At 60.4% G+C, this 26,472-nt stretch carries 27 protein-coding genes; 4 read left to right on the plus strand and 23 right to left on the minus strand.

What is annotated here, in order from left to right; genetic code table 11:
- Positions 1 to 55 precede the first annotated feature (55 nt).
- The 3 genes from guaB to LUU92_RS23685 all read right to left on the minus strand — a co-directional run bounded on the left by guaB (position 56) and on the right by LUU92_RS23685 (position 3,071).
- Positions 56 to 1,525 (minus strand): IMP dehydrogenase, encoded by a 1,470-nt coding sequence (gene guaB / locus LUU92_RS23675; protein WP_010207937.1) that lies wholly within the window; start codon positions 1,523 to 1,525, stop codon positions 56 to 58.
- 104 nt (positions 1,526 to 1,629) lie between these two features.
- Positions 1,630 to 2,178, minus strand: coding sequence for a sugar ABC transporter ATPase (locus tag LUU92_RS23680; protein ID WP_092249189.1), 549 nt, complete (start codon positions 2,176 to 2,178; stop codon positions 1,630 to 1,632).
- 125 nt (positions 2,179 to 2,303) lie between these two features.
- A complete protein-coding gene (locus tag LUU92_RS23685) occupies positions 2,304 to 3,071 on the minus strand; it encodes a sulfite exporter TauE/SafE family protein (protein ID WP_092249192.1) in 768 nt (255 codons plus the stop codon).
- Between the two features lie 99 nt (positions 3,072 to 3,170).
- On the opposite strand from LUU92_RS23685, the gene LUU92_RS23690 reads away from it, so the two are divergent.
- The 4 genes from LUU92_RS23690 (at position 3,171) to leuA (ending at position 8,280) form a co-directional block, all read left to right on the plus strand.
- The gene (locus LUU92_RS23690; protein ID WP_257102720.1) at positions 3,171 to 4,061 is read left to right on the plus strand and encodes a LysR family transcriptional regulator; all 891 of its coding nucleotides are present in this window, start codon (positions 3,171 to 3,173) and stop codon (positions 4,059 to 4,061) included.
- Between the two features lie 10 nt (positions 4,062 to 4,071).
- Positions 4,072 to 5,451, plus strand: a complete 1,380-nt coding sequence (gene xseA, locus LUU92_RS23695) for an exodeoxyribonuclease VII large subunit (RefSeq protein ID WP_102591898.1) — start codon at positions 4,072 to 4,074, stop codon at positions 5,449 to 5,451.
- 3 nt (positions 5,452 to 5,454) lie between these two features.
- Complete coding sequence (locus LUU92_RS23700; protein WP_071489255.1) at positions 5,455 to 6,276, plus strand: M23 family metallopeptidase; 822 nt, start codon at positions 5,455 to 5,457, stop codon at positions 6,274 to 6,276.
- A 324-nt stretch (positions 6,277 to 6,600) separates the two neighbouring features.
- The gene (gene leuA, locus LUU92_RS23705) at positions 6,601 to 8,280 is read left to right on the plus strand and encodes a 2-isopropylmalate synthase (protein ID WP_071489254.1); all 1,680 of its coding nucleotides are present in this window, start codon (positions 6,601 to 6,603) and stop codon (positions 8,278 to 8,280) included.
- Between the two features lie 164 nt (positions 8,281 to 8,444).
- Here leuA and LUU92_RS23710 read toward each other — a convergent pair whose 3' ends face one another.
- The 20 genes from LUU92_RS23710 to cysE all read right to left on the minus strand — a co-directional run bounded on the left by LUU92_RS23710 (position 8,445) and on the right by cysE (position 26,472).
- A complete protein-coding gene (locus tag LUU92_RS23710; RefSeq protein WP_257102721.1) occupies positions 8,445 to 9,236 on the minus strand; it encodes an amidohydrolase in 792 nt (263 codons plus the stop codon).
- Positions 9,224 to 10,372: a pyridoxal phosphate-dependent aminotransferase gene (locus tag LUU92_RS23715; RefSeq protein WP_257102722.1), complete on the minus strand. Its 1,149-nt coding sequence runs from the start codon at positions 10,370 to 10,372 to the stop codon at positions 9,224 to 9,226. Before LUU92_RS23715 ends, LUU92_RS23710 begins: the two co-directional genes overlap by 13 nt.
- Positions 10,373 to 10,500: 128 nt before the next feature.
- A complete protein-coding gene (der, locus tag LUU92_RS23720; RefSeq protein WP_058423368.1) occupies positions 10,501 to 11,970 on the minus strand; it encodes a ribosome biogenesis GTPase Der in 1,470 nt (489 codons plus the stop codon).
- A 134-nt stretch (positions 11,971 to 12,104) separates the two neighbouring features.
- Complete coding sequence (gene bamB / locus LUU92_RS23725) at positions 12,105 to 13,256, minus strand: outer membrane protein assembly factor BamB (RefSeq protein ID WP_071489252.1); 1,152 nt, start codon at positions 13,254 to 13,256, stop codon at positions 12,105 to 12,107.
- Positions 13,249 to 13,890, minus strand: a complete 642-nt coding sequence (locus LUU92_RS23730) for a YfgM family protein (protein WP_032890712.1) — start codon at positions 13,888 to 13,890, stop codon at positions 13,249 to 13,251. Before LUU92_RS23730 ends, bamB begins: the two co-directional genes overlap by 8 nt.
- A 41-nt stretch (positions 13,891 to 13,931) precedes the next feature.
- The gene (hisS, locus tag LUU92_RS23735; protein WP_257102723.1) at positions 13,932 to 15,221 is read right to left on the minus strand and encodes a histidine--tRNA ligase; all 1,290 of its coding nucleotides are present in this window, start codon (positions 15,219 to 15,221) and stop codon (positions 13,932 to 13,934) included.
- Between the two features lie 21 nt (positions 15,222 to 15,242).
- Positions 15,243 to 16,352, minus strand: a complete 1,110-nt coding sequence (gene ispG / locus LUU92_RS23740) for a flavodoxin-dependent (E)-4-hydroxy-3-methylbut-2-enyl-diphosphate synthase (protein WP_071489250.1) — start codon at positions 16,350 to 16,352, stop codon at positions 15,243 to 15,245.
- Between the two features lie 2 nt (positions 16,353 to 16,354).
- Entirely contained in the window at positions 16,355 to 17,338 is a 984-nt protein-coding gene (locus tag LUU92_RS23745; protein ID WP_257102724.1) for a RodZ domain-containing protein, read from the minus strand.
- The gene (pilW, locus tag LUU92_RS23750) at positions 17,338 to 18,096 is read right to left on the minus strand and encodes a type IV pilus biogenesis/stability protein PilW (protein ID WP_257102725.1); all 759 of its coding nucleotides are present in this window, start codon (positions 18,094 to 18,096) and stop codon (positions 17,338 to 17,340) included. The genes LUU92_RS23745 and pilW overlap by 1 nt, the downstream gene beginning before the upstream one ends.
- A 12-nt stretch (positions 18,097 to 18,108) precedes the next feature.
- Entirely contained in the window at positions 18,109 to 19,257 is a 1,149-nt protein-coding gene (gene rlmN, locus LUU92_RS23755; protein WP_071489247.1) for a dual-specificity RNA methyltransferase RlmN, read from the minus strand.
- 29 nt (positions 19,258 to 19,286) lie between these two features.
- Positions 19,287 to 19,712, minus strand: a complete 426-nt coding sequence (gene ndk, locus LUU92_RS23760; protein WP_003175956.1) for a nucleoside-diphosphate kinase — start codon at positions 19,710 to 19,712, stop codon at positions 19,287 to 19,289.
- A gap of 91 nt (positions 19,713 to 19,803) precedes the next feature.
- A complete protein-coding gene (iscX, locus tag LUU92_RS23765; protein WP_016977667.1) occupies positions 19,804 to 20,004 on the minus strand; it encodes a Fe-S cluster assembly protein IscX in 201 nt (66 codons plus the stop codon).
- Positions 20,005 to 20,018: 14 nt separating this feature from the next.
- Positions 20,019 to 20,360, minus strand: a complete 342-nt coding sequence (fdx, locus tag LUU92_RS23770) for an ISC system 2Fe-2S type ferredoxin (RefSeq protein WP_003175958.1) — start codon at positions 20,358 to 20,360, stop codon at positions 20,019 to 20,021.
- A 3-nt stretch (positions 20,361 to 20,363) separates the two neighbouring features.
- Positions 20,364 to 22,226: a Fe-S protein assembly chaperone HscA gene (gene hscA / locus LUU92_RS23775; protein ID WP_257102726.1), complete on the minus strand. Its 1,863-nt coding sequence runs from the start codon at positions 22,224 to 22,226 to the stop codon at positions 20,364 to 20,366.
- Positions 22,227 to 22,279: 53 nt separating this feature from the next.
- Entirely contained in the window at positions 22,280 to 22,801 is a 522-nt protein-coding gene (gene hscB, locus LUU92_RS23780; RefSeq protein WP_028617850.1) for a co-chaperone HscB, read from the minus strand.
- A gap of 8 nt (positions 22,802 to 22,809) precedes the next feature.
- Positions 22,810 to 23,133, minus strand: a complete 324-nt coding sequence (iscA, locus tag LUU92_RS23785) for an iron-sulfur cluster assembly protein IscA (protein WP_003175963.1) — start codon at positions 23,131 to 23,133, stop codon at positions 22,810 to 22,812.
- Between the two features lie 28 nt (positions 23,134 to 23,161).
- On the minus strand, positions 23,162 to 23,548 hold the full coding sequence (gene iscU / locus LUU92_RS23790) for a Fe-S cluster assembly scaffold IscU (protein ID WP_028617851.1): 387 nt from the start codon (positions 23,546 to 23,548) through the stop codon (positions 23,162 to 23,164).
- Positions 23,549 to 23,647: 99 nt separating this feature from the next.
- Complete coding sequence (locus LUU92_RS23795; RefSeq protein WP_058423378.1) at positions 23,648 to 24,862, minus strand: IscS subfamily cysteine desulfurase; 1,215 nt, start codon at positions 24,860 to 24,862, stop codon at positions 23,648 to 23,650.
- Positions 24,863 to 24,912: 50 nt separating this feature from the next.
- Positions 24,913 to 25,404 carry a Fe-S cluster assembly transcriptional regulator IscR gene (gene iscR, locus LUU92_RS23800; protein ID WP_003194020.1) on the minus strand — a complete coding sequence of 164 codons (492 nt, stop codon included), beginning with the start codon at positions 25,402 to 25,404 and terminating at the stop codon, positions 24,913 to 24,915.
- A 285-nt stretch (positions 25,405 to 25,689) separates the two neighbouring features.
- The gene (gene cysE / locus LUU92_RS23805; protein ID WP_058423379.1) at positions 25,690 to 26,472 is read right to left on the minus strand and encodes a serine O-acetyltransferase; all 783 of its coding nucleotides are present in this window, start codon (positions 26,470 to 26,472) and stop codon (positions 25,690 to 25,692) included.

Consider the following 26,472-nt stretch of genomic DNA (forward strand, 5'->3'; position numbering starts at 1 on the left):
GAAACAACTCGGGGCTGAAGAACAGCCCCGGTTACTTAACATTTTGCTGGAAGCCTCAACCTACGCGGTAGTTTGGCGCTTCCTTGGTGATCTGCACGTCGTGGACATGGGATTCAGCCATGCCGGCGCCGGTGATCCGTACGAACTCTGGCTTGGTGCGCATTTCTTCGATGTCGGCGCTGCCGGTGTAGCCCATCGAGGAACGCAGGCCGCCCATCAGTTGATGGATGATCGCGCTCAGGGTGCCCTTGTACGGCACACGGCCTTCGATGCCTTCCGGAACGAGCTTCTCGGCGCCTGCCGAGGAGTCCTGGAAGTAACGGTCGGAAGAACCTTGCGCCTGGGACATGGCGCCCAGCGAACCCATGCCACGGTAAGCCTTGTACGAACGGCCCTGGAACAGTTCGATCTCGCCTGGCGCTTCTTCGGTACCGGCGAACATCGAGCCCATCATCACGCAGGACGCACCGGCTACGATGGCCTTGGACAGGTCACCGGAGAAACGGATGCCGCCGTCGGCGATCAACGGAACGCCGGTGCCTTCAAGGGCTGCGGCGACGTTGGCGATGGCGCTGATTTGCGGCACGCCGACACCGGCGACGATACGGGTGGTGCAGATCGAGCCAGGGCCGATACCGACCTTGACCGCATCGGCGCCCGCTTCGGCCAGAGCCTTGGCGGCTGCGCCGGTGGCGATGTTGCCGCCGATCACCTGAACTTCAGGGAAGTTCTGCTTGACCCAACGCACGCGGTCGATCACGCCTTTGGAGTGGCCGTGGGCGGTGTCGACCACCACCACGTCAACGCCGGCAGCGACCAGGGCCGAAACACGGTCGCCGGTGTCTTTACCGGTGCCGACCGCCGCGCCAACGCGCAGACGACCTTGATCGTCCTTGCTGGCCAGCGGGTAAGCCTTGGCTTTTTCGATGTCGTTGACGGTCATCATGCCTTTGAGGGCGAATTTGTCGTCGACGATCAGCACGCGCTCGATGCGGTGCTTGTGCAGCAGTTCGCGCACATCGTTCTTGTCGGCGCCTTCCTTGACAGTGACCAGACGCTCTTTGGGCGTCATCACTTCACGGACGGTGACTTCAAGACGGTTCTCGAAACGTACGTCACGGGAAGTGACGATGCCGACCAGGTCGCCATCGTGCAGTACCGGAACGCCGGAGATGTTGTGCAGGCGGGTCAGGTCGAACAGGTCGCGCACGGTGGCGTCGGCTTCGATGGTGATCGGATCTTTCACCACGCCGGCTTCGTAACGCTTGACCTTGCGCACTTCGGCAGCCTGCTGCTCGATGGTCATGTTCTTGTGGATGATGCCGATGCCGCCTTCCTGAGCCATGGCGATGGCCAGACGGGCTTCGGTGACGGTGTCCATGGCAGCGGAAACCAGGGGAATATTCAGCTCGATGCCACGGGTTAGGCGGGTCTTGAGACTGACTTCGTTAGGAAGCACCTCGGAATAACCGGGCACTAGGAGAATGTCGTCGAATGTCAGAGCTTCTTGGCTGATACGCAGCATCGCGGGGGCTCCCGAGCGGGAAAATGGAAGCGCGCCATTATATACATGCACCCTGTCGGGCTCAATGTAAAACTCTGACAAACTTGGGAATACTGATAGAAGGGTTACAACTCGACTTTGACCCAACTCATCTTCTGGTCCAGCCAATCGGCGAATTCGTCGATAAAACTTTGCTTGAACCCTGCCTCCGCCCAGTTGTTGAAGATAAATCCCAGGTTGGAAAACCCGCACTCCTGCAGGAACAGGAACCCGTTGATGTCGTCTTCATGCCCACACAGCGGGCAGGTGAAGTTGTCAGTGTGGCCGGGCATCCAGTCTTCCAGGCTTTCGAACAGCGCTTCGCCGACTTCCTTGCGGCATTGCGGGCAACCGGCTTCTTCGAGAAAGCCCTTGGCCGGCGTGTAGATGCAGCGCTTGTAGATGATCTCCAGGCCATTGATCGGCTCGTTGAACGGCAGTGCCTGCGGGTAAAGCACCACGGCGCGGGCGCCATCGGCCAGGGCGTAGCCCATGCGGTTGCCGGTGCGGCCACAGGTGGTCAGCTCTTCCTTGATGATGTTCTTGCGCACCAACCAGCGCACGATCGCCCGGGCGCGGGGCTCGTGGACGGGCAAGGTGGAGATTTTCGGGACAAGGATGCTTTGGGAATTCATGGGAGTCCTGCGGTGTGGCGTCTGGCGTCATCGGTGGCAAGCCCCCTCTCACATTTTGGAGCGGGTGAGGGCTTGCCCCCGAAGAGGCCGTAAAGGCAGGCAGCTTAATCCCTGAAAAAAACAGGTCAAGTACTCAAATACCGCCCGATCAATGCAATACCGCTGGCCAGCACCAACCACGTCACCAACCGCACAAACGCCTCACGCGACATGCGCATCGTCAACCGGCGCCCACACCACAGCCCCATGGCCATCGCCGGCAACAGGCACAGCGCCAACATCAGCAGCGGCAGGTCCGCGTACACCCCGGCAATCAGGAACAGGCTCAAGCGCACCACCGTGCTGCAACTGATCAACGCACTCTGGGTGGCGCGCGCCGCGTCTTTGGGGAGACGGCTATTCAGATAGATCGCATAGAGAAAGCCGCCACTGCCAAACAACGCACCAAACAATCCGCCCACCGTGCCCATGGGTATTGACCACCCGGCAGCGAGCTGCGTCGGCCGCGCCTTCACCGCCAGGCTATAGATCGCATAGGCACTGATAAACAGGCCCATCAACAACAGCAACAGGTCCGAATGCAGGTTGAGCAAAAACACCACGCCAAGTGTGCAGCCAATCGCCATGCACGGCAGCAAGCGCAGCAGCTCCGGCTTGTTCACATCGCGCCGCGACTGCAGCAGGTTGCCAAACGCCGCGACAAAATCCAGCAACACCAACAGCGGGATGATCTTCGATAACGGCATGAACAGGATCAGCAGCGGCCCCGCCACCAACGCGGTGCCAAATCCCGCGATACCGAACACGATATAGGCCACGACGATGCCCACGCCGATCACCAGCCAATCCATCCCGCCAAACGACCACTGACTCATCAGCTCAACCGGGCTCATGGGGTATTCCTTGCAAGAGATGGCCATCACTTTAGCCATCGGTGAGGGATGCGACTAATATCTTCGAAACCCTCTACCTATCTCGAAAAGGCATGACGCGTGATATCCACCCGCCAACTGCGGTACTTCGTCGAAATCGCCGACAGCGGCAGCTTCAGTGCCGCCGCCGAGCGCCTGTTTGTGGCGCAGTCAGCCTTGAGCCGACAGATCAAGGAACTGGAGACCCAGCTGAAAACCCCGTTGTTCGAACGCACCGCACGTCAACCGCGGCTTACGGCCGCGGGTGAGGCCTTCTATCCGCGTGCCCGCAACCTGCTGAGTGAACTACTCAAGGCCAGCGAACTGGCGACCCAAGTGGGCAATGGCGAACTGGGCACGCTGCGACTGAGCCATTCGAGCACTGTGCCGATGAGCGGCCCTTTGCTGCAGGGCATCAGCGCTTGGCTGGAACGCTGCCCTGGGGTGTCGATGGATATCGTCAAACTGTCCTCCGAAGCGCAGCTGGAAGAAATCGCCGACGGTCGCCTTGAGGTGGGCGTGCTGCGCTTGCCGGTACTGCGCCAGCGCGAGGGGGTTCGGGTACTACCTTTGTATAGCGAGCAACTGTTGCTGGCCGTACCGCCCAACCATGCGTTAGCGCGTAGTCAGGCGCCCATCGAGCTAGGGCAATTGAAGGACGAAGCGTTTATTTCAATACCCCATCCCCAGCGCGGCGGCTTGAGCTATCTGTCAGCCGAGTTGTGCATGCGTGCCGGATTTTTCCCCAAGGCCGCGCGAGTGATGTCGCGCAAGACCACCCAGCTGCAACTGATCCAGGCCGGCTTCGGTATTGCATTGTTACCAAAATCCATGCAGGACATCGCCCCCGCCAACGTGCACTTTTTGCCCCTGGCCGACCCGGACTGCCTCAGCACCGTGGCGTTGGCCTGCGCACAGGCGCCGAGCGCGCTAGTGGAGCAATTCTGCCAAACCTTGCACGAATGCCTATAAACTGCCGCCCATGATTAAAGATCCTTTTGCCCGTCTGGGCCTGGACCGCGAAGTCCTGACTGTCAGCCAGCTCAACGGCCGTGCGCGGGTGTTGCTGGAAGACGTGTTCACCAATATCTGGGTCGAAGGCGAGATCTCCAACCTCGCCCGTCCGGCTTCCGGTCATGTGTATTTCACCCTCAAGGACAGCGGTGCCCAGGTGCGTTGCGCGTTGTTTCGCAACAACGCTGCGCGGGTGCGCCAGGCGCTGAAGGATGGCCTGGCGGTGAAAGTGCGCGGCAAGGTCTCGCTGTTCGAGGGACGGGGCGATTACCAACTGATCCTCGATACCGTGGAGCCGGCCGGTGATGGGGCGTTGCGCCTGGCGTTCGATGCGCTGAAGGAAAAGCTCAGCGCCGAAGGCCTTTTCAGTGCCGAACGCAAGGTGCCGCTGCCGGCGCACCCTCGACGCATCGGCATTATCAGCTCGCCGACCGGCGCGGTGATCCGCGACATCATCAGTGTGTTCCGTCGCCGTGCGCCCAATATTGAACTGACCCTGATCCCCACCGCCGTGCAAGGCCGCGAAGCGATCCCGCAGATTGTGCGCGCGTTGAAACTCGCGGATGCCCGTGGCTTCGATGCGCTGATCCTGGCCCGTGGCGGCGGCTCGCTGGAAGACCTCTGGTGCTTCAACGAGGAAGCCGTGGCCCGTGCAGTGGACGCCTGCGTCACACCGATCGTCAGCGCCGTCGGGCATGAGACCGATGTGTCGATCAGCGACTTCGTGGCAGACGTGCGCGCTCCTACACCCTCCGCCGCAGCCGAACTGCTCGCGCCAGACGCCAGCCACCTGGTGCGCCAGGTCGAAAACCTGCACCGCCGCCTGGTGCTGCTGATGCGCAATCGCCTGAGCCACGACCGCCTGCGCCTGGAAGGCATGGCCCGGCGCCTGCGTCACCCCGGCGAACGCCTGCGCCAGCAAGCCCAGCGCCTGGACGACCTTGACATGCGCCTGCGCCGCGCCTTCGAGCGCAGCCTCAATACCCGCCGTGAACGCCTGATCCGCCTGGAAACGCGCCTTGCCGGCCAACACCCGGGTCGCCAACTGGCACTGCTGCGCCAGCGCCTGGACAGCCTCGCCGAACGCCTGCCCCGCGCCATGCGCGAAGGCCTCAAGGCGCGGCGCCTGCAACTGCAAAGCCAGATGCAGACGCTGCATGTGGTCAGCCCGTTGGCGACACTGGGTCGTGGCTACAGCATCCTCCTGGATGAGCGCGGCCAGGCCATTCGCAATGCCGCGCAGACCCACACCGGCCAGCGCCTGACCGCGCGCCTCGGTGAGGGCCAATTGCAGGTGCGGGTGGAAGACAACCACCTGACACCCGTCACCCTTTCGTTATTGGATTGATCGATGCCACGTCTCTTCAGTGTGTTGATGCTGCTGTGCCTTGCCTTTAACGCGCAGGCCGACAGCTACATTTCCCGCACCCTCAACAAGCCCGTGCCTGGCGGGGTTGCCGTGGTCGAACTCGGTCCTTCCGCTGCCGCGCCCAAAGCCACGTACCAGGGCAAGCCGGTACTGGTGGTGAAAGAAGCGGACACCTGGCTGGCGATTGTCGGTATTCCGTTGACGGTCAAGCCTGGCAATGAGCGCATCAGCAGCGGCGGGCGCAACCTGCCGTTTATCGTCGGCTACAAAAAGTACCCGGAACAGCGCATCACCCTGAAAAACAAAAGCCAGGTAAACCCTGACCCGGCGCAGCTCAAGCGCATCGAAGGCGAATTGGCAGTGCAGCTCAAGGCCTACCGCAGTTTCAGCCCTAACCTGCCGAGCAACCTGGTGCTGGACAAACCGGTGAACGGGCCGCTGTCGAGCAAGTTTGGCGTGCGGCGGTTCTTCAACGGTGAAGAGCGCAATCCCCATTCTGGCCTGGACTTTGCCGTGCCGGCCGGTACGCCGATCAAAACGCCGGCCAATGGCAAAGTGATTCTGGTGGGCAACTACTTCTTCAACGGCAACACCGTGTTCGTCGACCATGGCCAGGGCTTTATCAGCATGTTCTGCCACATGTCGAAGATCGACGTGAAAGTGGGCGATCAGCTCACACGCGGCGCAGTGGTGGGCAAGGTCGGCTCGACTGGTCGGGCGACCGGGCCGCACATGCATTGGAACGTCAGCCTGAATGATGCGCGGGTTGATCCGGCGATCTTTATCGGCGCGTTCCAACCCTGAAAGGCTCGATTGCGCACTCGATAACGGGCGCGCAATTAAATCCAGCGACCAGACCATCTTCAGGCAATAAATCTCGTTTCACAGGTCAATAACAGAAGTTCTCTCAATTTTTAGCCACTGCTTGCCATCTTTCACCCCGGCAGTTAGGGTTGAGCCTATGAAAACCTCTCACACCCTCATTCAGCTCCGCCAGCACCGCAGCCTGTGCCTCGTCAGCGCACGACTGCCAGGCTGAATCGATCTGCCTCGTCTTTACGTTTTATCCCTAAAAACAGTTCTACGGCAGGCCGCCTTTTCTCGGCCCCTACAACAAAGGATTTCCCGATGAGCATGCTCAAAGACCCGTCTTCGAAGTACCGCGCGTTCCCGACCATCGATATCCCGGACCGCACCTGGCCATCGAAGACCATCACCGAAGCGCCGATCTGGTGCAGCTCCGACCTGCGTGATGGCAATCAGTCGCTGATCGAGCCGATGGACGCAGTGAAAAAGCTGCGTTTCTGGAAGACCCTGGTCGCCGTCGGCGTGAAAGAAATCGAAGCCTCGTTCCCCGCTGCCTCGCAAACCGACTTCGACTTCGTGCGCACCCTGATCGAAGACGGCCACATCCCCGAGGACACCACCATTCAGGTGCTGACCCAGGGCCGTGAAGACTTGATCGCACGCACCTTCGAATCCCTGCGCGGTGCCAAGAAGGCCATCGTGCACCTGTACAACGCCACGTCGCCGTCCTTCCGCCGCATCGTGTTCAACCAGGACAAGGAAGGCATCAAGGCCATCGCGGTCAACGCGGCCAAGCTGTTCGTCAAATACGCCGCCCAGCAGCCGGAAACCCAGTGGACCTTCGAATACTCCCCGGAGACTTTCAGTGCCACCGAGCTGGAATTCGCCAAGGAAGTCTGTGACGCGGTGATCGAGGTGTGGAACCCGACGCCTGAGCACAAAATGATCCTCAACCTGCCGGCCACCGTGGAGTGCGCCACGCCGAACATCTATGCCGACCAGATCGAGTGGTTCGGTCGCCATATCAACCGTCGGGACAGCGTGATCATCAGCCTGCACACCCACAACGACCGTGGCACCGGCGTAGCGGCTACCGAGTTGGGCCTGATGGCCGGCGCCGACCGTGTCGAAGGCTGCCTGTTCGGCAACGGCGAGCGTACCGGCAACGTCGACCTGGTCACCGTGGCACTGAACATGTACACCCAGGGCCTCGACCCGCAGCTGGACTTCTCCGACATCGACGGCGTGCGCAAAGTCGTCGAAGAGTGCAACCAGATTCAGGTTCACCCACGTCACCCGTACGTCGGCGACCTGGTGCACACCGCGTTCTCCGGCTCTCACCAGGACGCGATCCGCAAGGGCTTCGCCCAGCAGAAAGACGATGCGCTGTGGGAAGTGCCGTACCTGCCGATCGACCCGGCCGACATCGGTCGCAGCTACGAGGCTGTGATTCGCGTGAACAGCCAGTCGGGCAAAGGTGGCATCGCCTACCTGCTGGAACAGGAATACGACATCAGCTTGCCACGTCGCATGCAGATCGAATTCAGCCAAGTGGTACAGGCCGAAACCGACCGCGTGGGCCTTGAGATGACTGCACCGCAGATCTACGCCTTGCTGCAGCGCGAATACCTGCAAGCCAACACCCCGTATGCGCTGGTCAGCCATCGCCTGCAGGAAGAAAACGGCAACAGTTTTGTCGAGGTGGAAGTCTCGGGCAAGGGCCAGGGCGAAACCAACCTGCACTGGAAAGGCAAAGGCAACGGCGCCCTGGAAGCGTTGGTGGCCGGCTTGCCGATTGGCGTGGAGATCATGGACTACAACGAACATGCGATCGGTGCGGGCACCAACGCCAAGGCGGCGGCCTACATCGAACTGCGTGTGAACGGTGAGCGTCCGGTACATGGCGTGGGCATTGATGAAAACATCACCACGGCCAGTTTCAAGGCGCTGTTCAGCGCGCTGAACCGTTCGTTGAGCCAGTTGGCAGCGAAGGCGGCATAAGCCGTCTGCTTAAAATGTGAAAGGCCCCTGGATATGAGTCCTGGGGCCTTTTTTTTGGTTTTTTGTGGTCTGTGAGGGCCTCATCGGGGGCAAGCCCCCTCCCACACTTTAATTTGTGAATACATTCAAAATGTGGGAGGGGGCTTGCCCCCGATAGCGGTCTGTCAGACAAACTGGAAAGTATCGGCATCCAGGTTCGCCGGAAACCGCGTGCGGTACGCCGCCAGCTCTGCTGCATCCAGATTGACCTGGAACACCCCATCCGCCTCCCCCGCACTCAGCAGGGTCTCGCCCTGGAAGTCCAACACCTGGCTGTCCCCGGTGTAGGCAAAGCCCTTCCCATCCGTGCCCACCCGATTCACCGCCGCCACATAGCACAGGTTTTCAATCGCCCGCGCCGGCAGCAGTCGGTTCCAGTGCGAGCGCCGTGCCCCCGGCCAGTTGGCGGTGTACAGCAGCAGGTCGGTGTCCTGGGCATCACGGCTCCACACCGGGAAGCGCAGGTCGTAGCAAATCAACGGGCGAATACGCCAGCCTTTCACTTCGAACTGCACCTGGCGCTCACCGGGGGTGTAGTGGTTGTGCTCGCCGGCCATGCGGAACAGGTGGCGCTTGTCGTAATGCAACACCTCGCCATCCGGCCGTGCCCACAGTAGGCGGTTGCGGTGGCTGCCGTCGGCAGCCTGGATGATCACGCTACCGGTGATGACGGCGTTGTACTTCGCGGCCTGGGCCTGTAGCCAACGGTGGGTCGGGCCGTTCTCGGCTTCGGCGAGGGTCGCGGATTCCATGGAGAAACCGGTGGTGAACATCTCCGGTAATACGATCAGGTCGGCACCTTGCGCCTGTTCCAACAATAACTCGAAGTGCTCAAGGTTCGCTTGGCGGTCGTGCCAGGCCAGGCTGGTCTGGACCAGGGCGATGTTCAGGTTCGGCAGTGCACTCAGATCACGCATAGTTTTTCAGCCGCTTGTTGCAGCGTTTCCTCGCGTTTGGCAAAGCACAGGCGCACCAGGCGCTGGCCTTGGGGTGGGGTCTGGTAGAACACCGAGACCGGAATCGTCGCCACGCCATGCTCGCGGGTCATCCACAGTGACATGGCGACGTCATCCAGGTCCGGGCGGATCTGTGAGTAATCCACCAGTTGGAAGTAGGTGCCGGTCACTGGGGTAAAGCTGAAGCGCGATGGCGCCAGCAGGTCGCAGAACAGATCGCGCTTGGCCTGATAGAACGCCGGCAACTCGTCGACATGCTCCGGGTGTTCTGCCATGAAATCGGCCAATGCGTACTGCAGCGGGGTTACACCACAGAAATTGACGTATTGATGCACCTTGCGCAGTTCAGCGGTGAGGGCCGGCGGCGCGACGACGTAGCCGGTTTTCCAACCGGTGACGTGGTAAGTCTTGCCGAAGGAACTGACCACGAACGCACGCTGATACAGCTCCTCGTGGGCCAGCACACTGACGTGGGACACACCATCAAATACCAGGTGCTCGTAGACTTCATCGCTGACCAGGTAGATATCACGGTCGCGGATCAGTTCGGCCAACTGGTCCAGTTCGGCGCGGCTGATCAGCGCGCCGGTCGGGTTGTGTGGGGAATTGAGGACGATCATCCGCGTACGCGGTGACAGCGCCGCCTTGATCTTCTCGAAGTCCAGCGCGAAGCCATCCAGGCTCAGTTGCACGTGCACGCAACGGCCGCCGGCCAGCTCCACCGAAGGCTCGTAGCTGTCGTAGCTGGGGTCGAACACGATGACTTCATCACCCTGGCGAATCACCGCCTGGATCGCACAGAAGATCGCCTCGGTAGCACCAGGGGTAATGGTCACTTCAGTGTCCGCATTGACCGTGGCGCCATAGCTACGGGCGATCTTGGCGGCTACCTGCTGGCGCAGCACCGGCAGGCCGGTCATGGGCGCGTATTGGTTGTGCCCGAGAGCGATATGCTTGCCCACCGCATCGAGCAGACCCTGGGGGCCATTGAAGTCCGGAAAGCCCTGGGACAGGTTCAGCGCACCGGTTTCGGCAGCGAGTTGCGACATGGTGGTGAAAATGGTCGTGCCGACATTCGGCAGCTTGCTGGTGATCATGGGAGCCCCCTTCGGGTGAGCTACAAGTTTTAAGCTGCAAGCCGCAAGCAGGTCAAGGGGCAAACCACCAGGCACAAAAAAGGGCTCCAAAGGAGCCCTCTCTTGCAGCTAACAACTTGAAGCTGTCGTTACTTCTTATCGCGGCGCTTCTTGTCGGCCTTCTTGTGGTGAGTCATCAAACGACGCTTCTTGTTCACCTGACGGTCAGTCAGTGTGTTCTTGTTGCCTTCGTATGGGTTCTCGCCACCCTTGAACTCGATACGGATCGGCGTACCGACCAGTTTCAAGACACGGCGGTAGGTGTTTTCCAGGTAACGCACATAGGACTTCGGCACCTTCTCGATCTGGTTACCGTGAATCACGATAATCGGCGGGTTGGCACCACCCAAGTGGGCGTAACGCAATTTGATCCGGCGGTTGTTGACCATCGGCGGCGCGTGCTCGCCAACCGCATCTTCCAGGATCTGGGTGAGGCGGTTGGTCGGCCAGCGGGTCACTGCAGACTTGAACGAGTTCTGCACGGAAGCGTACAGGTTGCCCACGCCGGTGCCGTGCAGTGCCGAGATGAAGTGGATGTCGGCGAACTCGACGAAGAACAGGCGACGTTGCAGCTCGACCTTGACGAAGTCGCGCTCGCTCGGCGTCATGCCGTCCCACTTGTTGATCGCGATCACCAGGGCACGACCGGCCTCCAGGGCAAAGCCCAGGAGGTTGAGGTCGTGGTCCACCACACCCTCGCGGGCGTCCATCACGAAGATCACCACGTTGGCGTCTTTGATCGCCTGCAGGGTTTTGACCACCGAGAACTTTTCGACTTCCTCGTGGATCTTGCCGCGCTTGCGCACACCGGCGGTATCGATCAGCGTGTACTTTTCCTCGTTACGTTCGAACGGGATGTAGATGCTGTCGCGGGTGGTGCCGGGCTGGTCATAGACGATGACCCGGTCTTCACCGAGCATGCGGTTGACCAGGGTCGACTTGCCGACGTTGGGACGACCGATGATAGCGATCTTGATACCGTCTTTTTCGCTCGGGCCAGGAATGCGCTTGGCTTCCTCACCTTCGGCAACGATTTCCTCTTCGCCCTCTTCCTCCTCGACGTCATCCTTGGGGAAATCGCGCAGGGCAATTTCCAGCATCTGGGTGATACCACGACCGTGGGCACCTGCGACCGGGATCGCATCGCCCAGGCCCATCGGGCTGAATTCGGCACGGGCAGCTTCAGGATCGATGTTGTCGATCTTGTTCGCGACCAGATAGGAACGCTTGTTGCGCTTGCGCAGGTGCTCGCCAATCATCTGGTCGGCAGCGGTGTAGCCCGCACGGGCGTCCACCAGGAACAACACGACATCGGCTTCTTCAATGGCCAGCAGCGACTGCTCGGCCATCTTTTCGTCCATGCCATGCTCGTCACCGGAGATACCACCGGTGTCGACGATAATGTAGGAGCGCCCTTGCCACTTTGCCTCACCGTATTGGCGATCACGGGTCAGACCGGACAAGTCGCCGACGATGGCGTCGCGAGTCCTGGTCAGGCGGTTGAACAAGGTGGACTTGCCGACGTTAGGTCGGCCCACCAGGGCGATTACGGGAACCATGCGGCTCTCCACTTCGTTATTTCAGAAAATACAAAAGCCGCTGCAGGGCAGCGGCTGGTGCTCGGGGCAGCATAATCAAATGCCGCATGCCCCGCCTGAGCGGGGCCGCCTGGGTATTACCCCAAGCATAGTTCTTACTTGATGGTCAGGGCTTCCAGCTTGCCGCTGTTGCCATACACATAAAGCATGTTACCCACCACCAGCGGACGCGCACGCAGGCCGTCGCTGTCGATACGCTCGCGACCGACGAAACGACCGTCCACCTGGCTCAACAGGTGCAGGTAGCCTTCGAAGTCGCCGACCGCGACATAACTGGAGAACACTTCCGGTGCCGACAACTGGCGGCGCGCCAGGGAATCGTTGCTCCACAGTGCCGTGGTGGAACGCTCGTCGACACTTTCAACGGTGCCGGACGCCAGGCTGACGTAGACGCTGCCAAACCCTTGGGCGACACCGGCGTAGCTGGAAGCATCACGCTGCCAGTTGACGCGGCCGCTCTGCAGGTCCAGTGCCGCAACACGGCCCTGGTAAGTGGCGACGTAGAGGGTTTCACCCGACAGCAGCAGGCCGCCATCGATGTCCACCACGCGGTCCAGTTCGGAACGACCTTGCGGGATGGCCACACGGGTTTCCCAGGCCGGCACGCCGTTCTGGGTATCCAGGGCGACCACTTTACCGGTCGACAGGCCTGCAACGGCCAGATTGTTGGTCACAATCGGACCACTGGTACCACGCAACGTCAGCACCGCCGGGGTGCTGTCGTACAACCAACGCTGTTCGCCGGTGCTGGCGTCGAGGCCGATCACACGGTCGTCCTGGGTTTGCACTACGACGATATCGCCGTTGGTGGCAGGCGGTGCGAGCACTTCACTGGTCACGCGAGCGCGCCATTTCTCTTCACCGGTGCTGGAATCCAACGCCACGACTTCGCCCTTGAGCGTGCCGAGCAAGACCATGCCGTAACCTACGCCTACGGCGCCGGATACCGGAATTTCGAGGTCTTTCTTCCACTTCACGTCGCCGTTCATGCGATCCATGGAAATGACGACGCCGGTCACGTCGGCGGCGACGATATTTTCACCGTCGATAGCCGGTACCAGCATGTTGTAGGTTTCACCCTGGCCGTCACCGATGGAGCGGCTCCACTGCTTTTGCAGGACCACTTCTTCCTTGAAGCTGGTCAGCTCCGCAGGCGGCAGTTCTTTTTTACTGTTGCTGCTGCAACCCGCGGCCAGAATGGCCAGAGCCAGCAATGCTGCATGTTTCCAACGGATCACGTCACGCATCCCCTTTGGCCAAGTCGTCCAGCTTGATTTGTAAGCCACCGACCGCCGCTTCATCAGACAGCGCCGCCTTGGCTTTCTTGTACGCAGCATTGGCTTCGTCGGTACGACCCAATTGGACCAACAGGTCGCCCTTGAGCTCTTCGCGAGTGGCTACAAATGCCTTGTCAGCATCGCCGTCGAGCAGTTTGAGTGCTTCGTCAGCCTTGTTCTGTGCCGCCAGTACCTGGGCCAGGCGCTGACGTGCGATTTCACCCAGGGTCGGGTTGGTCGGCTTGTCGGCGATGGCCTTCAACTCAGCGGCGGCGTCGTCCAGCTTGCCGGTGTCGACCGCGACCTTCGCGACGAACAGGCTGCCGTATTGGGCGTAGGTGCTACCGCCGAATTCGTTCTTCAGCTTACCGGCCAGGTCTGCAACCTGCGCAGGATCGGGCTTGCCGTCCGGCGTCAGGGTGGTTTCCAGCAATTGCTGATAGAGGATCGAGGCGCCTTGGGACTGGTTGGCCTGATACTTGGTCCAGGCCTGCCAGCCGAACACCACCACTAAAGCCAGCAGACCGCCAGTAACCAGGGGCTTGCCGTTGCGCTGCCACCAGTCCTTGAACTCGGCCAGTTGCTCATCATCAGTACTCGACACCCCAATACTCCTTAATCGCTAAATTCGGCTGTTCGACAGCTTCAACCCTGCACGACGCAGGTGGCCAAGTGCGCAGCGAGCGCATCAAAGGCAATGTTCTGTTGCTCACCCTGGCCACGCAGGGGTTTGAAACCTATCACTTGCTGGGCCAGTTCGTCTTCGCCGAGGATCAGTGCATACAGCGCACCGCTCTTGTCGGCCTTCTTGAACTGGCTCTTGAAGCTGCCGGCGCCGGCGTTGACCTGCAGGCGCAGGTTCGGCAGTTGATCGCGTACTTGTTCGCTCAGGGCCAGGGCAGCCAGTTCAGCGGCCTCGCCAAAGGCGCACAGGTACACATCCACCTGGCGGGAGATCTCTTCCGGGACCTGCTCCAGGGTTTCCAGCAGCAGGATCAGCCGCTCGATGCCCATGGCAAAACCCACGCCGGTGGTCGGCTTGCCGCCCATCTGCTCGACCAGGCCGTCGTAGCGGCCACCGGCACACACGGTGCCCTGGGCGCCAAGCTTGTCGGTGACCCACTCGAAGACCGTCTTGCTGTAGTAATCGAGGCCACGCACCAACTTTGGATTGATGACGTAAGGAATACCGGCTGCCTCCAGGCGAGCCTTGAGGCCCTCGAAGTGAATGCGGGATTCGTCGTCCAGGTAATCGGCCATTTTCGGCGCGTTGACCAGCACGGCCTGGGTGTCGGCGTTCTTGGTATCGAGGACGCGCAACGGGTTGGTTTTCAGGCGGCGCTGGCTGTCTTCGTCCAACTCGTCCAGGTGGGCGGACAGGTACTCGACCAGGGCCACCCGATAGCGGCCCCGGGACTCGCTGGTGCCCAGGCTGTTGAGTTCAAGCTTGACCGCGTCGCGGATGCCCAGCACGCCCCACAGGCGCCAGGTCAGCACGATCAGCTCGGCGTCGATGTCCGGACCGTCGAGGTTGAACACCTCCAGGCCGATCTGGTGGAACTGGCGATAGCGACCTTTCTGCGGGCGCTCGTGGCGGAACATCGGGCCGATGTACCACAGCTTCTGTGGCTGGCCGCCACCGGTGAGGCCATGTTCGAGTACGGCGCGCACGCACGCGGCAGTGCCTTCCGGACGCAGGGTCAGGGAGTCGCCGTTACGGTCCTCAAAGGTGTACATCTCTTTTTCGACGATGTCGGTCACTTCACCGATGGAGCGCTTGAACAGCTCGGTGAACTCGACGATCGGCATGCGGATCTGCTTGTAACCGTAGTTATCCAGCAGGCGCGCAACAGTGCCCTCGAAGTAGCGCCACAGCGGCGTCTGCTCCGGAAGGATGTCGTTCATGCCACGAATGGCTTGCAGAGACTTGCTCACATCAAATCCTTAAATTCGTTCTTAGCCGCGCGCGATCAGCGCTGCGTCAGCCGCGACCTTTTCGGCCGCTTTCTCGCGGATCAGTCTTTCGAGATCATCCACCAGATTGTCATTCGTCAACTTATGCGACGGTTTGCCGTCGATGTAGATCAGGTTCGGTGAGCCGCCGGTCAGGCCGATGTGCGCCTCTTTGGCTTCACCCGGACCGTTGACCACGCATCCGATCACCGCAACATCCAGCGGCACCAGCAGGTCTTCGAGGCGTCCTTCCAGTTCGTTCATGGTTTTCACCACGTCGAAGTTCTGCCGCGAGCAGCTCGGGCAGGCAATGAAGTTGATGCCTCGGGAACGCAAACGCAGGGATTTGAGAATGTCGTAACCGACCTTCACTTCCTCTACGGGGTCTGCCGCCAGGGAGATGCGGATAGTATCGCCAATCCCTTCGGCGAGCAGCATACCGAGACCCACCGCAGATTTCACTGTGCCTGAGCGTAAACCGCCGGCTTCAGTGATACCCAGGTGCAACGGCTGCACGATCTCCTTGGCCAGCAGGCGGTAGGCTTCTACCGCCATGAACACGTCGGAGGCCTTTACGCTGACCTTGTAGTCCTGGAAATTCAGGCGCTCAAGGTGTTCAACGTGGCGCAGCGCAGATTCAACCAGCGCCGCCGGGGTCGGCTCGCCGTATTTCTTTTGCAGGTCTTTTTCCAGGGAGCCGGCGTTGACGCCGATGCGGATCGGAATGCCGCGATCGCGAGCAGCATCCACCACCGCACGCACACGGGCTTCGCTGCCGATGTTGCCCGGGTTGATACGCAGGCAGTCCACGCCCAGCTCGGCCACGCGCAAGGCGATCTTGTGGTCGAAGTGAATGTCGGCAACCAACGGCACCTTGACCTGTTGCTTGATGCGACCGAAGGCCTCGGCAGCGTCCATGTCCGGCACGGAAACGCGCACGATGTCCACGCCAGCGGCTTCCAGGCGGTTGATCTGGGCAACGGTGGCGGCCACGTCATTGGTGTCGCTGTTGGTCATGCTCTGTACGGCGATGGGGGCGTCGCCACCCACCGGCACCGAGCCGACCCAGATTTTGCGCGATACGCGACGTTTGATTGGAGATTCGCCGTGCATGACTATTGTCCCAACTTCAGGCGAGCGGTCTCGCCGGTGGTGAACGGCGCTACGTCCACAGGCTGGCCGTTGTAGGCCACTTGCGCGCCACGGGCAAAGCCCAGACGCAGCGTCAAAGGAGGCTTGCCGCCCTGGTCAAGCGTATCTCCCTTACGCTTCAGACCGCTAAACAGCACTTTGCCATTGCCGTCGGTGACTTGCGTCCAGCAGTCGGCGACGAAGGTAATCTGTACGCGGCCATCACCGGCGATCAACGCTGGGGTGGTAGGTGGCGAAATCGCTGCCGGGGCGGTCTGGGCCTGAGTCGCTGGCGCCTGTACAGGAGCGGCCGGGGTGTGGGCCGGAGCTGCAGGCGTTGCGGGAGCCGGTGCGACAGCGGTCGCAGCAGCGGTCGCGGCAGGCGGGGTTTCCGGTGCAGGCTGCTCAGTGGCAAGCGGCGCTTCAGGCGCGGCCTGGCCTTCTGCTACAGCCTGGTCTTCCGGCTCGTCCAGCGGATGAATCTGGGTGGTGCCGTCGGCGCTTTCGACTTCGACGTGCTCCATGGCGTTGCTGGTCAGGTCCTTGGTGCGCTGGGAGGTCTGGTCTTGCCACCAGACAAAACCGCCACCAATGACAGCGATCAGCAGCAGCAGGCTGACAATTCGCAAAATAGTGTGGGAAACCCGCACCGGTTCTTCGATGCGACCCAAGCCATGCACATTGCTGCCCTGGGAGTCGGTGCCGGTGAACTGGTCGAATTCCTGGACCAAAACTGCCTGGTCGATCCCCAGCAGCTTGGCGTAGGCACGGATATAGCCGCGGGCGAAGGTATGCCCAGGCAGCTTATCGAACGCGCCAGCTTCCAGGTTGCCCAGGGATGTAGTGGTCAAATTGAGCTTGAGGGCCACTTCCGCCAGCGACCAACCATTGCTTTCGCGGGCCTGACGCAAGGTGTCGCCTGGGTTTACGCGATTAGCTGCTACAACTTCCGGGTGCGCCGCTTTCATCATTGCTCCGACAGGTATTGCTGATATTCCGGCGTACCGGGATAGAGTCGTTCAAGTTGTTGGCCAAAACGTGCGGCCTTGTCGCGTTCTTCATGAACCGTCGCCAGCCGCACACCGAGCAATAGACTACGTGCATTTTGCCCGCTGAGCAGGCTAAAACGCTCGTAATAGTCACGTGCCGGCACATAATGCCTGTCATCAAAGGATATCTCAGCCATTTCGAGCAATGCCCGAGGCTGACGACCGTTCAAATGCAGGGCTTTTTCCAGTTGCCGGCGAGCATTGTCGCGCTGGCCGAGGCGGATCGAGGTGACCCCAAGGTTCTCGAACACCCGCGAACGCTCAGGATAGAGGGTATCGACGCTGGCTTGCTGGAAATAAAGGGCGGCCTGGTCATAACGTTCCTGCGCAAACAGGAAACTGCCGTAGTTGTTCAGCAGCCGCGGATCGGCAGGGCGTGCGGCCAGGGCCTTGTGGAAATAGCGGTCAGCCAGTTCAGGCTCGGCCTGGGCCTGGAACACCAGGGCCAGTGCGGCATTGGCATCGGCGTCGTCGCTGTCCAGCTCAAGGGCCTTCTTCAACGGCACCTTGGCCTGCTCGCTCATGCCTTGTTGCAGGTAACCCAAGCCCAGTTGCACATAGGCAACTCGCGCCTCATCACGGCCTTTACCGGTTTGCAAAGGGCTGTCATGGCCCGATGAAACACAACCGGCCGCAAGACCGGTAAAAAGCAAAAGCAGCGCAAGGCGCAAGGGCATAGAGATCCTCTCTCAGATTCGATTCACAGCGATCAGCGGCAAATCGTCGGCGGCGTTCACTTCGCGTCCGGCGATATAGCGCTCGCTGCGGCGGGTGCGGTCCATCACCTGCCCGACCAATTGGCCACAGGCGGCGTCGATGTCTTCACCACGGGTGGTGCGGACGGTGACGTTGTAGCCGGCCTGGTGCAGTTGATCCTGGAAACGACGGATGGCGTTGTTGCTCGGCCGCTCGTAGCCGGAATGTGGAAACGGGTTGAACGGAATCAGGTTGATCTTGCACGGGGTGTCCTTGAGCAACTCGATCATCTCGACCGCGTGCTCAACCTTGTCATTGATGTCCTTGAGCAAGGTGTACTCGATGGTCAGCACGCGCTTTTCGCCCAGGGACGACATATAACGCTGGCAAGATTCGAGCAGCATCTTAAGCGGATACTTCTTGTTGATTGGCACCAATTGGTTACGCAATGCGTCATTGGGTGCGTGCAGCGACAACGCCAGGGAGACGTCGATGTGCTTGGACAGCTCATCGATCATCGGCACCACGCCGGAGGTGGACAGGGTTACACGGCGCTTGGAGATGCCGTAGCCCAGGTCGTCCATCATCAGATGCATGGCCGAAACCACGTTGTCGAAGTTCAGCAGCGGCTCACCCATGCCCATCATCACCACGTTGGTGATGGCACGGTCGACGGTCGCCGGGACGCTGCCAAAGGATTTGTTGGCAATCCACACCTGGCCGATCACTTCGGCGGCGGTGAGGTTGCTATTGAAGCCTTGCTTGCCGGTGGAGCAGAAACTGCAGTCCAGGGCACAGCCTGCCTGGGACGAAACGCACAAGGTGCCGCGTTTGCCCTGGGGAATGTACACGGTCTCGACACAGCTGCCGGACGCAACGCGCACCACCCATTTACGGGTGCCGTCGCTGGAGATGTCCTCGCTGACCACTTCCGGACCACGTACCTCGGCAATGGCCTTGAGCTTGTCGCGCAGGGCCTTGCTGACGTTCGTCATGGCGTCGAAATCATCGACGCCAAAGTGGTGAATCCATTTCATTACCTGACCGGCACGGAAACGCTTCTCCCCGATTGAGTCGAAGAATTTCTCCATTTCCGGCTGGGTCAGCCCCAGCAGGTTGGTTTTTACAGTCGATGTCGTCATGGATTCACCCTCACTCTTTAAGCCGATGCTTAGCGAGCGGTTACTTCAGTAGCGGCGAAGAAGTACGAGATTTCGCGAGCAGCAGCGGCTTCGGAGTCCGAACCGTGTACAGCGTTGGCGTCGATGGACTCGGCGAAGTCAGCACGGATGGTGCCGGCAGCGGCTTCCTTAGGGTTGGTAGCACCCATCAGCTCACGGTTCAGAGCGATAGCGTTTTCGCCTTCCAGAACCTGAACAACAACAGGACCGGAGATCATGAAGGCAACCAGGTCGCCGAAGAAGCCACGAGCGCTGTGCTCAGCGTAGAAGCCTTCAGCTTCAGCCTTGGACAGTTGCTTGAGTTTCGAAGCTACAACCTTCAGGCCGGCTTTTTCGAAACGAGTGGTGATCTCGCCGATGACGTTTTTTGCAACAGCGTCAGGCTTGATGATGGAGAAAGTACGTTGAACAGCCATGGTGTAACTCCAGAAACGGTAATTTACGAAAAATTAAACCCGCGAATTATACGCGGGTTATTGGGTATTGCCTAACTGCGTAAGGGAGGCGTTAGTCCTGTTCTTCTTTCCAGGCAGTCTGGATAGCCTCCAGGACCTTCTCACCACCGCGATCACGCTCATCTTCGAACCCTGGCAGCGCCATGACCATGTCACGCAAAGCTACAAAGTTCAGGGAGTAAGGATCCAGATCCGGGTTGGCATCGGCCAACAGGATAGCGATCTCTTGCACATCAACCCATTTAAGACTCATGACACTTCCTTGAATCAATGCGGCGCTTCGGCTGCATGGTTGAGGGAATATTTCGGGATTTCGACGGTGATGTCTTCCGTGCCGACCTTTGCCTGACAGCTTAGGCGAGAAGTCGCTTCAAGGCCCCAGGCACGGTCAAGAAAGTCTTCTTCCAGCTCGTCTGCTTCTTCCAGGGAATTGAAACCCTCGCGGATGATGCAGTGACAGGTGGTGCAAGCGCAGACACCGCCGCAGGCACTTTCGATCTCGATGTGGTTGTCATGGGCAACTTCGAGGATGGACTTGCCGGTCTCAGCCTCCACGACCATACCGTCCGGGCAATGCTCGGCGTGTGGCAGAAAAATGACCTGCGGCATTGATTATTCCTCGATTTCATTCAGGTTGCGCCCGGCCAGTGCGGCTTTCACCGTCTGATCCATGCGGCGGGCGGCAAAGGCATCTGTCACTTGCGACAGGCGCTTGGTCTGTTGCTCGATGGCGTAGCCATCGTTGCCTTTCATCAGCTCGGCCAGTTCCTGCATCTGCAGGTCAATGACCATGCGCTCTTCGGCATCCAGCAGGCGCTCGCCGTCGGCATCAAGGGCACCCTGCACCGCTTCGAGCAGGCGCTGGGCATCCACTTGTTGCTCGCGCAGCACGCGAGCGACCTTGTCGTCACCGGCATACTGGAACGAGTCCTTGAGCATCTTGGCGATTTCGCCGTCGGTCAGGCCGTAGGACGGCTTGACCTGGATACTGGCTTCAACCCCCGAACCCAACTCACGCGCAGCGACGTTGAGCAGGCCGTCGGCGTCGACCTGGAAGGTCACGCGAATCTTTGCCGCGCCAGCCACCATCGCCGGAATGCCGCGCAATTCGAAGCGCGCCAGGGAGCGGCAGTCACTGATCAGCTCGCGCTCGCCTTGCAGCACATGGATCATCATGGCCGTCTGGCCATCTTTGTAAGTGGTGAAATCCTGGGCACGGGCGACGGGGATGGTGGTGTTGCGTGGTATCACCTTCTCCATCAGCCCCCCCATGGTTTCCAGCCCCAGGGACAGCGGGATCACGTCGAGCAGCAGCAGTTCGCCACCATCGCGCTTGTTACCGGCCAGGGTGTCTGCCTGGATCGCGGCGCCGATGGCGACCACCTGGTCCGGATCGATTTCAGTCAGCGGCTGGCGGCCAAAGGCTTCGGCGACGGCTTCACGCACGCGTGGTACGCGGGTGGAACCACCGACCATGACCACTGCACCCACGTCCTCCAGTTCGATACCGGAATCACGTACGGCACGGCGGCAGGCTTTCAGGCTGCGGGCGACCATAGGCTCGATCAGCGCATCGAAGGCTTCGCGGGTCAGTTGGACCGACCAGTTACCGTAGGAAACTTCAACAGACGCGGAGTCCGTCAGCGCTTCTTTGGCGGCGCAAGCGGTTTGCAGCAGGTTGCGCTGCGCGCCCGGGTCCAGGTCGGCAGACAAGCCGGCGCTGGCGATGATCCAACCCGCAATGGCGTGGTCGAAGTCGTCGCCGCCCAGGGCGCTGTCGCCACCAGTGGCCAGCACTTCGAAGACGCCCCCGGTCAGGCGCAAAATCGATATATCAAAGGTGCCACCGCCCAGGTCGTAAATGGCAACCAGGCCTTCGGCATGCTGGTCCAGGCCATAGGCCACGGCTGCAGCGGTCGGCTCATTGAGCAGGCGCAGCACGTTCAGGCCAGCAAGTTTGGCCGCATCCTTGGTAGCTTGGCGCTGGGCATCATCGAAATAAGCCGGAACGGTGATCACCGCGCCGACCAGTTCGCCGCCCAGGGTCTTTTCCGCGCGCTGACGCAGTACCTTGAGGATATCGGCCGACACTTCCACAGGGCTTTTCGGGCCTTGGACGGTGTCGATGAACGGCATATGGGATTCGCCACCGACAAAGCGGTACGGCAACTGGTCGCCCAATTGCTTGACGTCGGACAGACCACGACCCATCAAGCGCTTGACCGACAGCACGGTATTCAAAGGGTCGGAAGACGCCGCCAGCTTGGCCGACTCACCCACTTCGGTACGATCAACGTGATAGCGCACGGCAGAGGGCAGGATCACCTGGCCATCAGCGTCGGGCAACGGCTCGGACAGGCCACTGCGCAAGGCAGCAACCAGGGAATTGGTGGTGCCCAGGTCAATCCCGACCGCCAGGCGACGCTGGTGCGGTTGAGGGCTTTGGCCGGGTTCGGCGATTTGCAGTAGGGCCATGGTAATCAGGTCTTATCTGTCTATCAGGCGTGCATCACGGGCAGCACACGGGGTTAATCGTCGAGGCGCTCTTCTAGCTGGCGCACTTCGTAGGTGAGCTTGTCGAGGAACTGCATGCGCCGCATCAGGCGTTCGGCCTGCTCACGTTGCGCTGCATCATCCCAACAGGCTGCGAAGCTTTCGTTGAGCTCATCCTGGGCGGTTTTCAGACGACGCTTGAAGACTGCAACACCGGCCAGATCGGCCTCGTCCTGCAAGTCTTCGAGTTCTTCGCGCCACTGCATCTGCTGCATCAGGAAGTCCGGATCATGCACGGTCACTTCCAGCGGCAACTCGCCACCGTTCATCGCGAGCAGGTAGCGCGCGCGTTTCGGGGGGCTTTTGAGCGTCTGATAGGCTTCGTTGAGGCTGGCCGATTGCTCCAGCGCCAGGCGTTGCTCACGCTCGGAAGCGTCAGCGAAGCGGTCCGGGTGCACGCCACGCGCCAGTTCTCGGTAGCGCGTGGCAAGCTGCTCAAGGTCCAGCCGAAAGCTCGGCTGCAGCTCGAATAAAGCGAAATGACAAGGAGTACCCACGAATAGCCTCAGATGTTGAAGCTTTCGCCGCAGCCACATTCACCGCGTACGTTGGGGTTGTTGAACTTGAAGCCTTCGTTCAACCCTTCCTTGACGAAATCGAGTTCGGTGCCGTCCAGGTAGGTCAGGCTCTTGGGGTCGATAATCACTTTCTCGCCGTGACTTTCGAACACCTGGTCTTCCGCAACCACCTCATCGACAAACTCCAGCACGTAGGCAAGGCCGGAACAGCCCGTGGTGCGAACACCCAGACGAATCCCCTCACCTTTACCGCGCCCATTCAGGGAGCGGCGAATGTGCTGCGCAGCCGCTTCTGTCATGCTGATAGCCATCGTTGACTCCTTACTCGTCGCCAAATGCTTAGATCAAGCCTTTCTTCTGCTTGTAGTCGCGAACGGCCGCCTTGATGGCGTCTTCTGCGAGTACCGAGCAGTGGATTTTCACGGGCGGCAGGGCCAGTTCTTCGGCCAGCTGGGTGTTGCTGATAGTGACAGCCTCATCCAGGGTCTTGCCTTTCATCCATTCGGTCGCCAGGGAGCTGGAGGCGATAGCCGAACCGCAACCGTAGGTCTTGAACTTGGCGTCTTCGATAACGCCAGCGTCGTTGACCTTGATCTGCAGGCGCATCACATCGCCGCACGCCGGAGCGCCGACCATGCCGGTGCCGACATCAGGATCTTCCGCGTCCATCTTGCCGACGTTGCGCGGGTTTTCGTAGTGGTCGATGACCTTTTCGCTGTAAGCCATGGTACTGAATCCTCACTCATCAGGGCCGCTCTGGAACCCTGTAGAAACGCCTGCGTTTTCCGCCACGTTCCTACAGAGCTGGGGTGGCGGCTTCTATAGTTAGTGTGCCGCCCACTCGATCTTGGAAATATCGACACCGTCTTTGTACATGTCCCACAGCGGCGACAGGACGCGCAGCTTGTTGACGGCTTCGCAGACTTTCTGCGCGGCGTAATCGACTTGCTCTTCGGTGGTGAAACGGCCGAACGTAAAGCGGATCGAGCTGTGTGCCAGTTCGTCGTTGCGGCCCAGGGCGCGCAGTACGTACGAAGGCTCAAGGGACGCCGAGGTGCAGGCCGAACCGGACGAAACCGCCAGGTCCTTGAGCGCCATGATCAGCGACTCGCCTTCGACGTAGTTGAAGCTCAAATTCAGGTTGTGCGGTACGCGGGCGGTCATGCTGCCGTTGATGTACAGCTCTTCAAGTCCTTCGACCTGCTTGTAGAAGCGGTCGCTCAGCGCTTTGATGCGCACGTTTTCGGCAGCCATGTCTTCCTTGGCCACGCGGAAGGCTTCGCCCATGCCCACGATCTGGTGGGTCGCCAGGGTGCCTGAACGCATGCCGCGCTCGTGACCGCCGCCGTGCATGGTGGCTTCGATGCGCACACGTGGCTTGCGGCTCACGTACAGGGCGCCGATGCCTTTGGGGCCGTAGGTCTTGTGGGCCGAGAACGACATCAGGTCGACTTTCAGTTTCGACAGGTCGATGTCGACCTTGCCGGTGGACTGGGCAGCGTCGACATGCAGCAGGATGCCCTTGGAACGGGTCAGCTCGCCGATGGCCGCGATGTCGTTGATGGTGCCGATTTCGTTGTTCACGTGAATCACGGAAACCAGGATGGTGTCTTCACGCAGCGCGGCTTCGATCATGGCCGGGGTGACGATACCGTCGGTAGTCGGCTCGAGGTAGGTGACCTCGAAACCTTCACGCTCCAGTTGGCGCATGGTGTCGAGGACAGCCTTGTGCTCAATCTTGGTGGTGATCAGGTGCTTGCCTTTGGTCGCGTAGAAATGCGCCGCGCCCTTGATAGCCAGGTTGTCGGACTCGGTGGCACCGGAGGTCCAGACGATTTCACGCGGGTCTGCACCCACCAGGTCAGCCACCTGGCGACGAGCGTTCTCGACCGCTTCCTCGGCCTTCCAGCCGAACACGTGGGAACGGGAGGCCGGGTTGCCGAAGTTTCCGTCAACCAGCAGGCATTCGCTCATCTTTTGCGCGACACGCGGATCAACCGGGGTGGTCGCTGAGTAATCAAGGTAAATCGGCAATTTCATGGACTTTCTCCTAAATCAGGCTGGCTGGCGCGCCGTTAGCTCTTCGGCTGTCACTCGACGGCGGACGCTTCGATCTTGTCCAGACGCGGCGCCTTGGTGTTGCAACGGCGCTGGTCCTGACGCTGGGCTACTTCTTGCACCTCACGGCGAGTCACAAGATCAGCCAAGCTGATACCACTCAAAAACTCATGGATCTGCAGGCTCAAGTCACACCACAAGTGGTGCGTGAGGCAGGTGTCGCCGGCATGGCAATCACCCAGCCCCTGGCATTTGGTGGCGTCGACGGATTCGTTGACCGCGTCGATCACCTGGGCCACCTGAATGCCCTGCATGTCGCGGGACAACTGATAGCCACCACCCGGCCCACGCACACTGGAAACCAGGTTGCTGCGACGCAATTTGGCGAACAGTTGCTCTAGGTAGGACAGGGAAATGCCTTGGCGCTCAGAGATATCGGCCAGGGACACCGGCCCAGTTTGCGCGTGCAAAGCCAAGTCGAGCATGGCGGTCACCGCGTATCGGCCTTTTGTAGTCAGTCTCATGGACAAGTACCAAGGTGTTTCAGAATGGGAGCAAGTATGCGATTCCCGAGTATTTAAGTCAACTATAAGACCTAGTACTTTAGTCAGGATTACCCGTAAAAAGGGCGCGCGAATCATAGCAGGATGGGGCGACGACGAACAGCGAGAACAGGGGCGGATGGAGATCGCTGGATCAACGGAGACCAAAATGTGGGAGGGAGCTTGCTCCCGATAGCGGTGTACCAGCCACGAAAGTGGTGACTGACACATTGCTACGGGGCCAAGCCCCCCTCCCACAGAACGGCCTCAGCCGGCCTTGGACGCAGCCTCGTCCTTGATCTCGGCGAAGTCTTCTTCGCGCAACTCAGGCAGATCCTTGGCGCAATAGGGGCTACCCAGATCCTTCAACGCACCGCACATTCCCTCCAGCTTGCCGTCCACCGCTTGCAGGTGATCCAGCAACTGGCCGATGGCGCGTGCCACCGGGTCGGGCATGTCCTCGCTGACACCATAAGCATCGAAACCGATCTTCTCGGCCATGGCCTTGCGCTTGGCCTCCTGCTCGTCGCCGGCTTCCGGCTTGACGATGATCCGGCCTGGAATACCGACTACGGTCGCGCCCGGAGGCACAGCCTTGGTCACGACAGCATTGGAACCGACCTTGGCACCCGCACCGACGGTGAAAGGGCCGAGGACCTTGGCGCCCGCCCCTACCACCACGCCATCACCTAGCGTGGGGTGGCGCTTGCCTTTGTTCCAACTGGTGCCGCCCAGGGTCACGCCCTGATAAAGGGTGACGTCATCACCAATTTCGGCGGTCTCGCCAATCACGATGCCCATGCCATGGTCGATAAAGAAACGGCGCCCGACTTTGGCGCCCGGGTGAATCTCGATCCCGGTCAACCAACGACCGAAGTTCGACACCAGCCGCGCCAGCCATTTCCAGCCCATGCCCCACAGGGCACCGGACAAGCGGTGAATCCAGATGGCGTGCATCCCCGGGTAGCAGGTCAGCACTTCAAAGGCGTTGCGCGCCGCCGGGTCACGGTGGAAAACACTCTGGATATCTTCTCGCAAACGCTCGAACAT

The sequence above is a fragment of the Pseudomonas extremorientalis genome (assembly GCF_024584605.1).
Classification (GTDB): Bacteria; Pseudomonadota; Gammaproteobacteria; order Pseudomonadales; family Pseudomonadaceae; genus Aquipseudomonas; species Aquipseudomonas extremorientalis.

What these genes read in the sequence shown, in the direction of transcription:
- LUU92_RS23795 (WP_058423378.1), bottom strand. Translation starts at nt 24,862, where the DNA reads ATGAAATTGCCGATTTACCTTGATTACTCAGCGACCACCCCGGTTGAT.
- ispG (WP_071489250.1), bottom strand. Translation starts at nt 16,352, where the DNA reads ATGCACGGCGAATCTCCAATCAAACGTCGCGTATCGCGCAAAATCTGG.
- iscR (WP_003194020.1), bottom strand. Translation starts at nt 25,404, where the DNA reads ATGAGACTGACTACAAAAGGCCGATACGCGGTGACCGCCATGCTCGAC.
- LUU92_RS23700 (WP_071489255.1), top strand. Translation starts at nt 5,455, where the DNA reads ATGCCACGTCTCTTCAGTGTGTTGATGCTGCTGTGCCTTGCCTTTAAC.
- iscA (WP_003175963.1), bottom strand. Translation starts at nt 23,133, where the DNA reads ATGGCTATCAGCATGACAGAAGCGGCTGCGCAGCACATTCGCCGCTCC.
- guaB (WP_010207937.1), bottom strand. Translation starts at nt 1,525, where the DNA reads ATGCTGCGTATCAGCCAAGAAGCTCTGACATTCGACGACATTCTCCTA.
- hscA (WP_257102726.1), bottom strand. Translation starts at nt 22,226, where the DNA reads ATGGCCCTACTGCAAATCGCCGAACCCGGCCAAAGCCCTCAACCGCAC.
- iscU (WP_028617851.1), bottom strand. Translation starts at nt 23,548, where the DNA reads ATGGCTTACAGCGAAAAGGTCATCGACCACTACGAAAACCCGCGCAAC.
- fdx (WP_003175958.1), bottom strand. Translation starts at nt 20,360, where the DNA reads ATGCCGCAGGTCATTTTTCTGCCACACGCCGAGCATTGCCCGGACGGT.
- der (WP_058423368.1), bottom strand. Translation starts at nt 11,970, where the DNA reads ATGGTTCCCGTAATCGCCCTGGTGGGCCGACCTAACGTCGGCAAGTCC.
- iscX (WP_016977667.1), bottom strand. Translation starts at nt 20,004, where the DNA reads ATGAGTCTTAAATGGGTTGATGTGCAAGAGATCGCTATCCTGTTGGCC.
- rlmN (WP_071489247.1), bottom strand. Translation starts at nt 19,257, where the DNA reads ATGACGACATCGACTGTAAAAACCAACCTGCTGGGGCTGACCCAGCCG.
- LUU92_RS23680 (WP_092249189.1), bottom strand. Translation starts at nt 2,178, where the DNA reads ATGAATTCCCAAAGCATCCTTGTCCCGAAAATCTCCACCTTGCCCGTC.
- cysE (WP_058423379.1), bottom strand. Translation starts at nt 26,472, where the DNA reads ATGTTCGAGCGTTTGCGAGAAGATATCCAGAGTGTTTTCCACCGTGAC.
- LUU92_RS23715 (WP_257102722.1), bottom strand. Translation starts at nt 10,372, where the DNA reads ATGATCACCAGCAAGCTGCCGAATGTCGGCACGACCATTTTCACCACC.
- LUU92_RS23710 (WP_257102721.1), bottom strand. Translation starts at nt 9,236, where the DNA reads ATGCGTGATCTGAGTGCACTGCCGAACCTGAACATCGCCCTGGTCCAG.
- leuA (WP_071489254.1), top strand. Translation starts at nt 6,601, where the DNA reads ATGAGCATGCTCAAAGACCCGTCTTCGAAGTACCGCGCGTTCCCGACC.
- pilW (WP_257102725.1), bottom strand. Translation starts at nt 18,096, where the DNA reads ATGCCCTTGCGCCTTGCGCTGCTTTTGCTTTTTACCGGTCTTGCGGCC.
- xseA (WP_102591898.1), top strand. Translation starts at nt 4,072, where the DNA reads ATGATTAAAGATCCTTTTGCCCGTCTGGGCCTGGACCGCGAAGTCCTG.
- LUU92_RS23745 (WP_257102724.1), bottom strand. Translation starts at nt 17,338, where the DNA reads ATGAAAGCGGCGCACCCGGAAGTTGTAGCAGCTAATCGCGTAAACCCA.
- ndk (WP_003175956.1), bottom strand. Translation starts at nt 19,712, where the DNA reads ATGGCTGTTCAACGTACTTTCTCCATCATCAAGCCTGACGCTGTTGCA.
- LUU92_RS23685 (WP_092249192.1), bottom strand. Translation starts at nt 3,071, where the DNA reads ATGAGCCCGGTTGAGCTGATGAGTCAGTGGTCGTTTGGCGGGATGGAT.
- bamB (WP_071489252.1), bottom strand. Translation starts at nt 13,256, where the DNA reads ATGCGTGACGTGATCCGTTGGAAACATGCAGCATTGCTGGCTCTGGCC.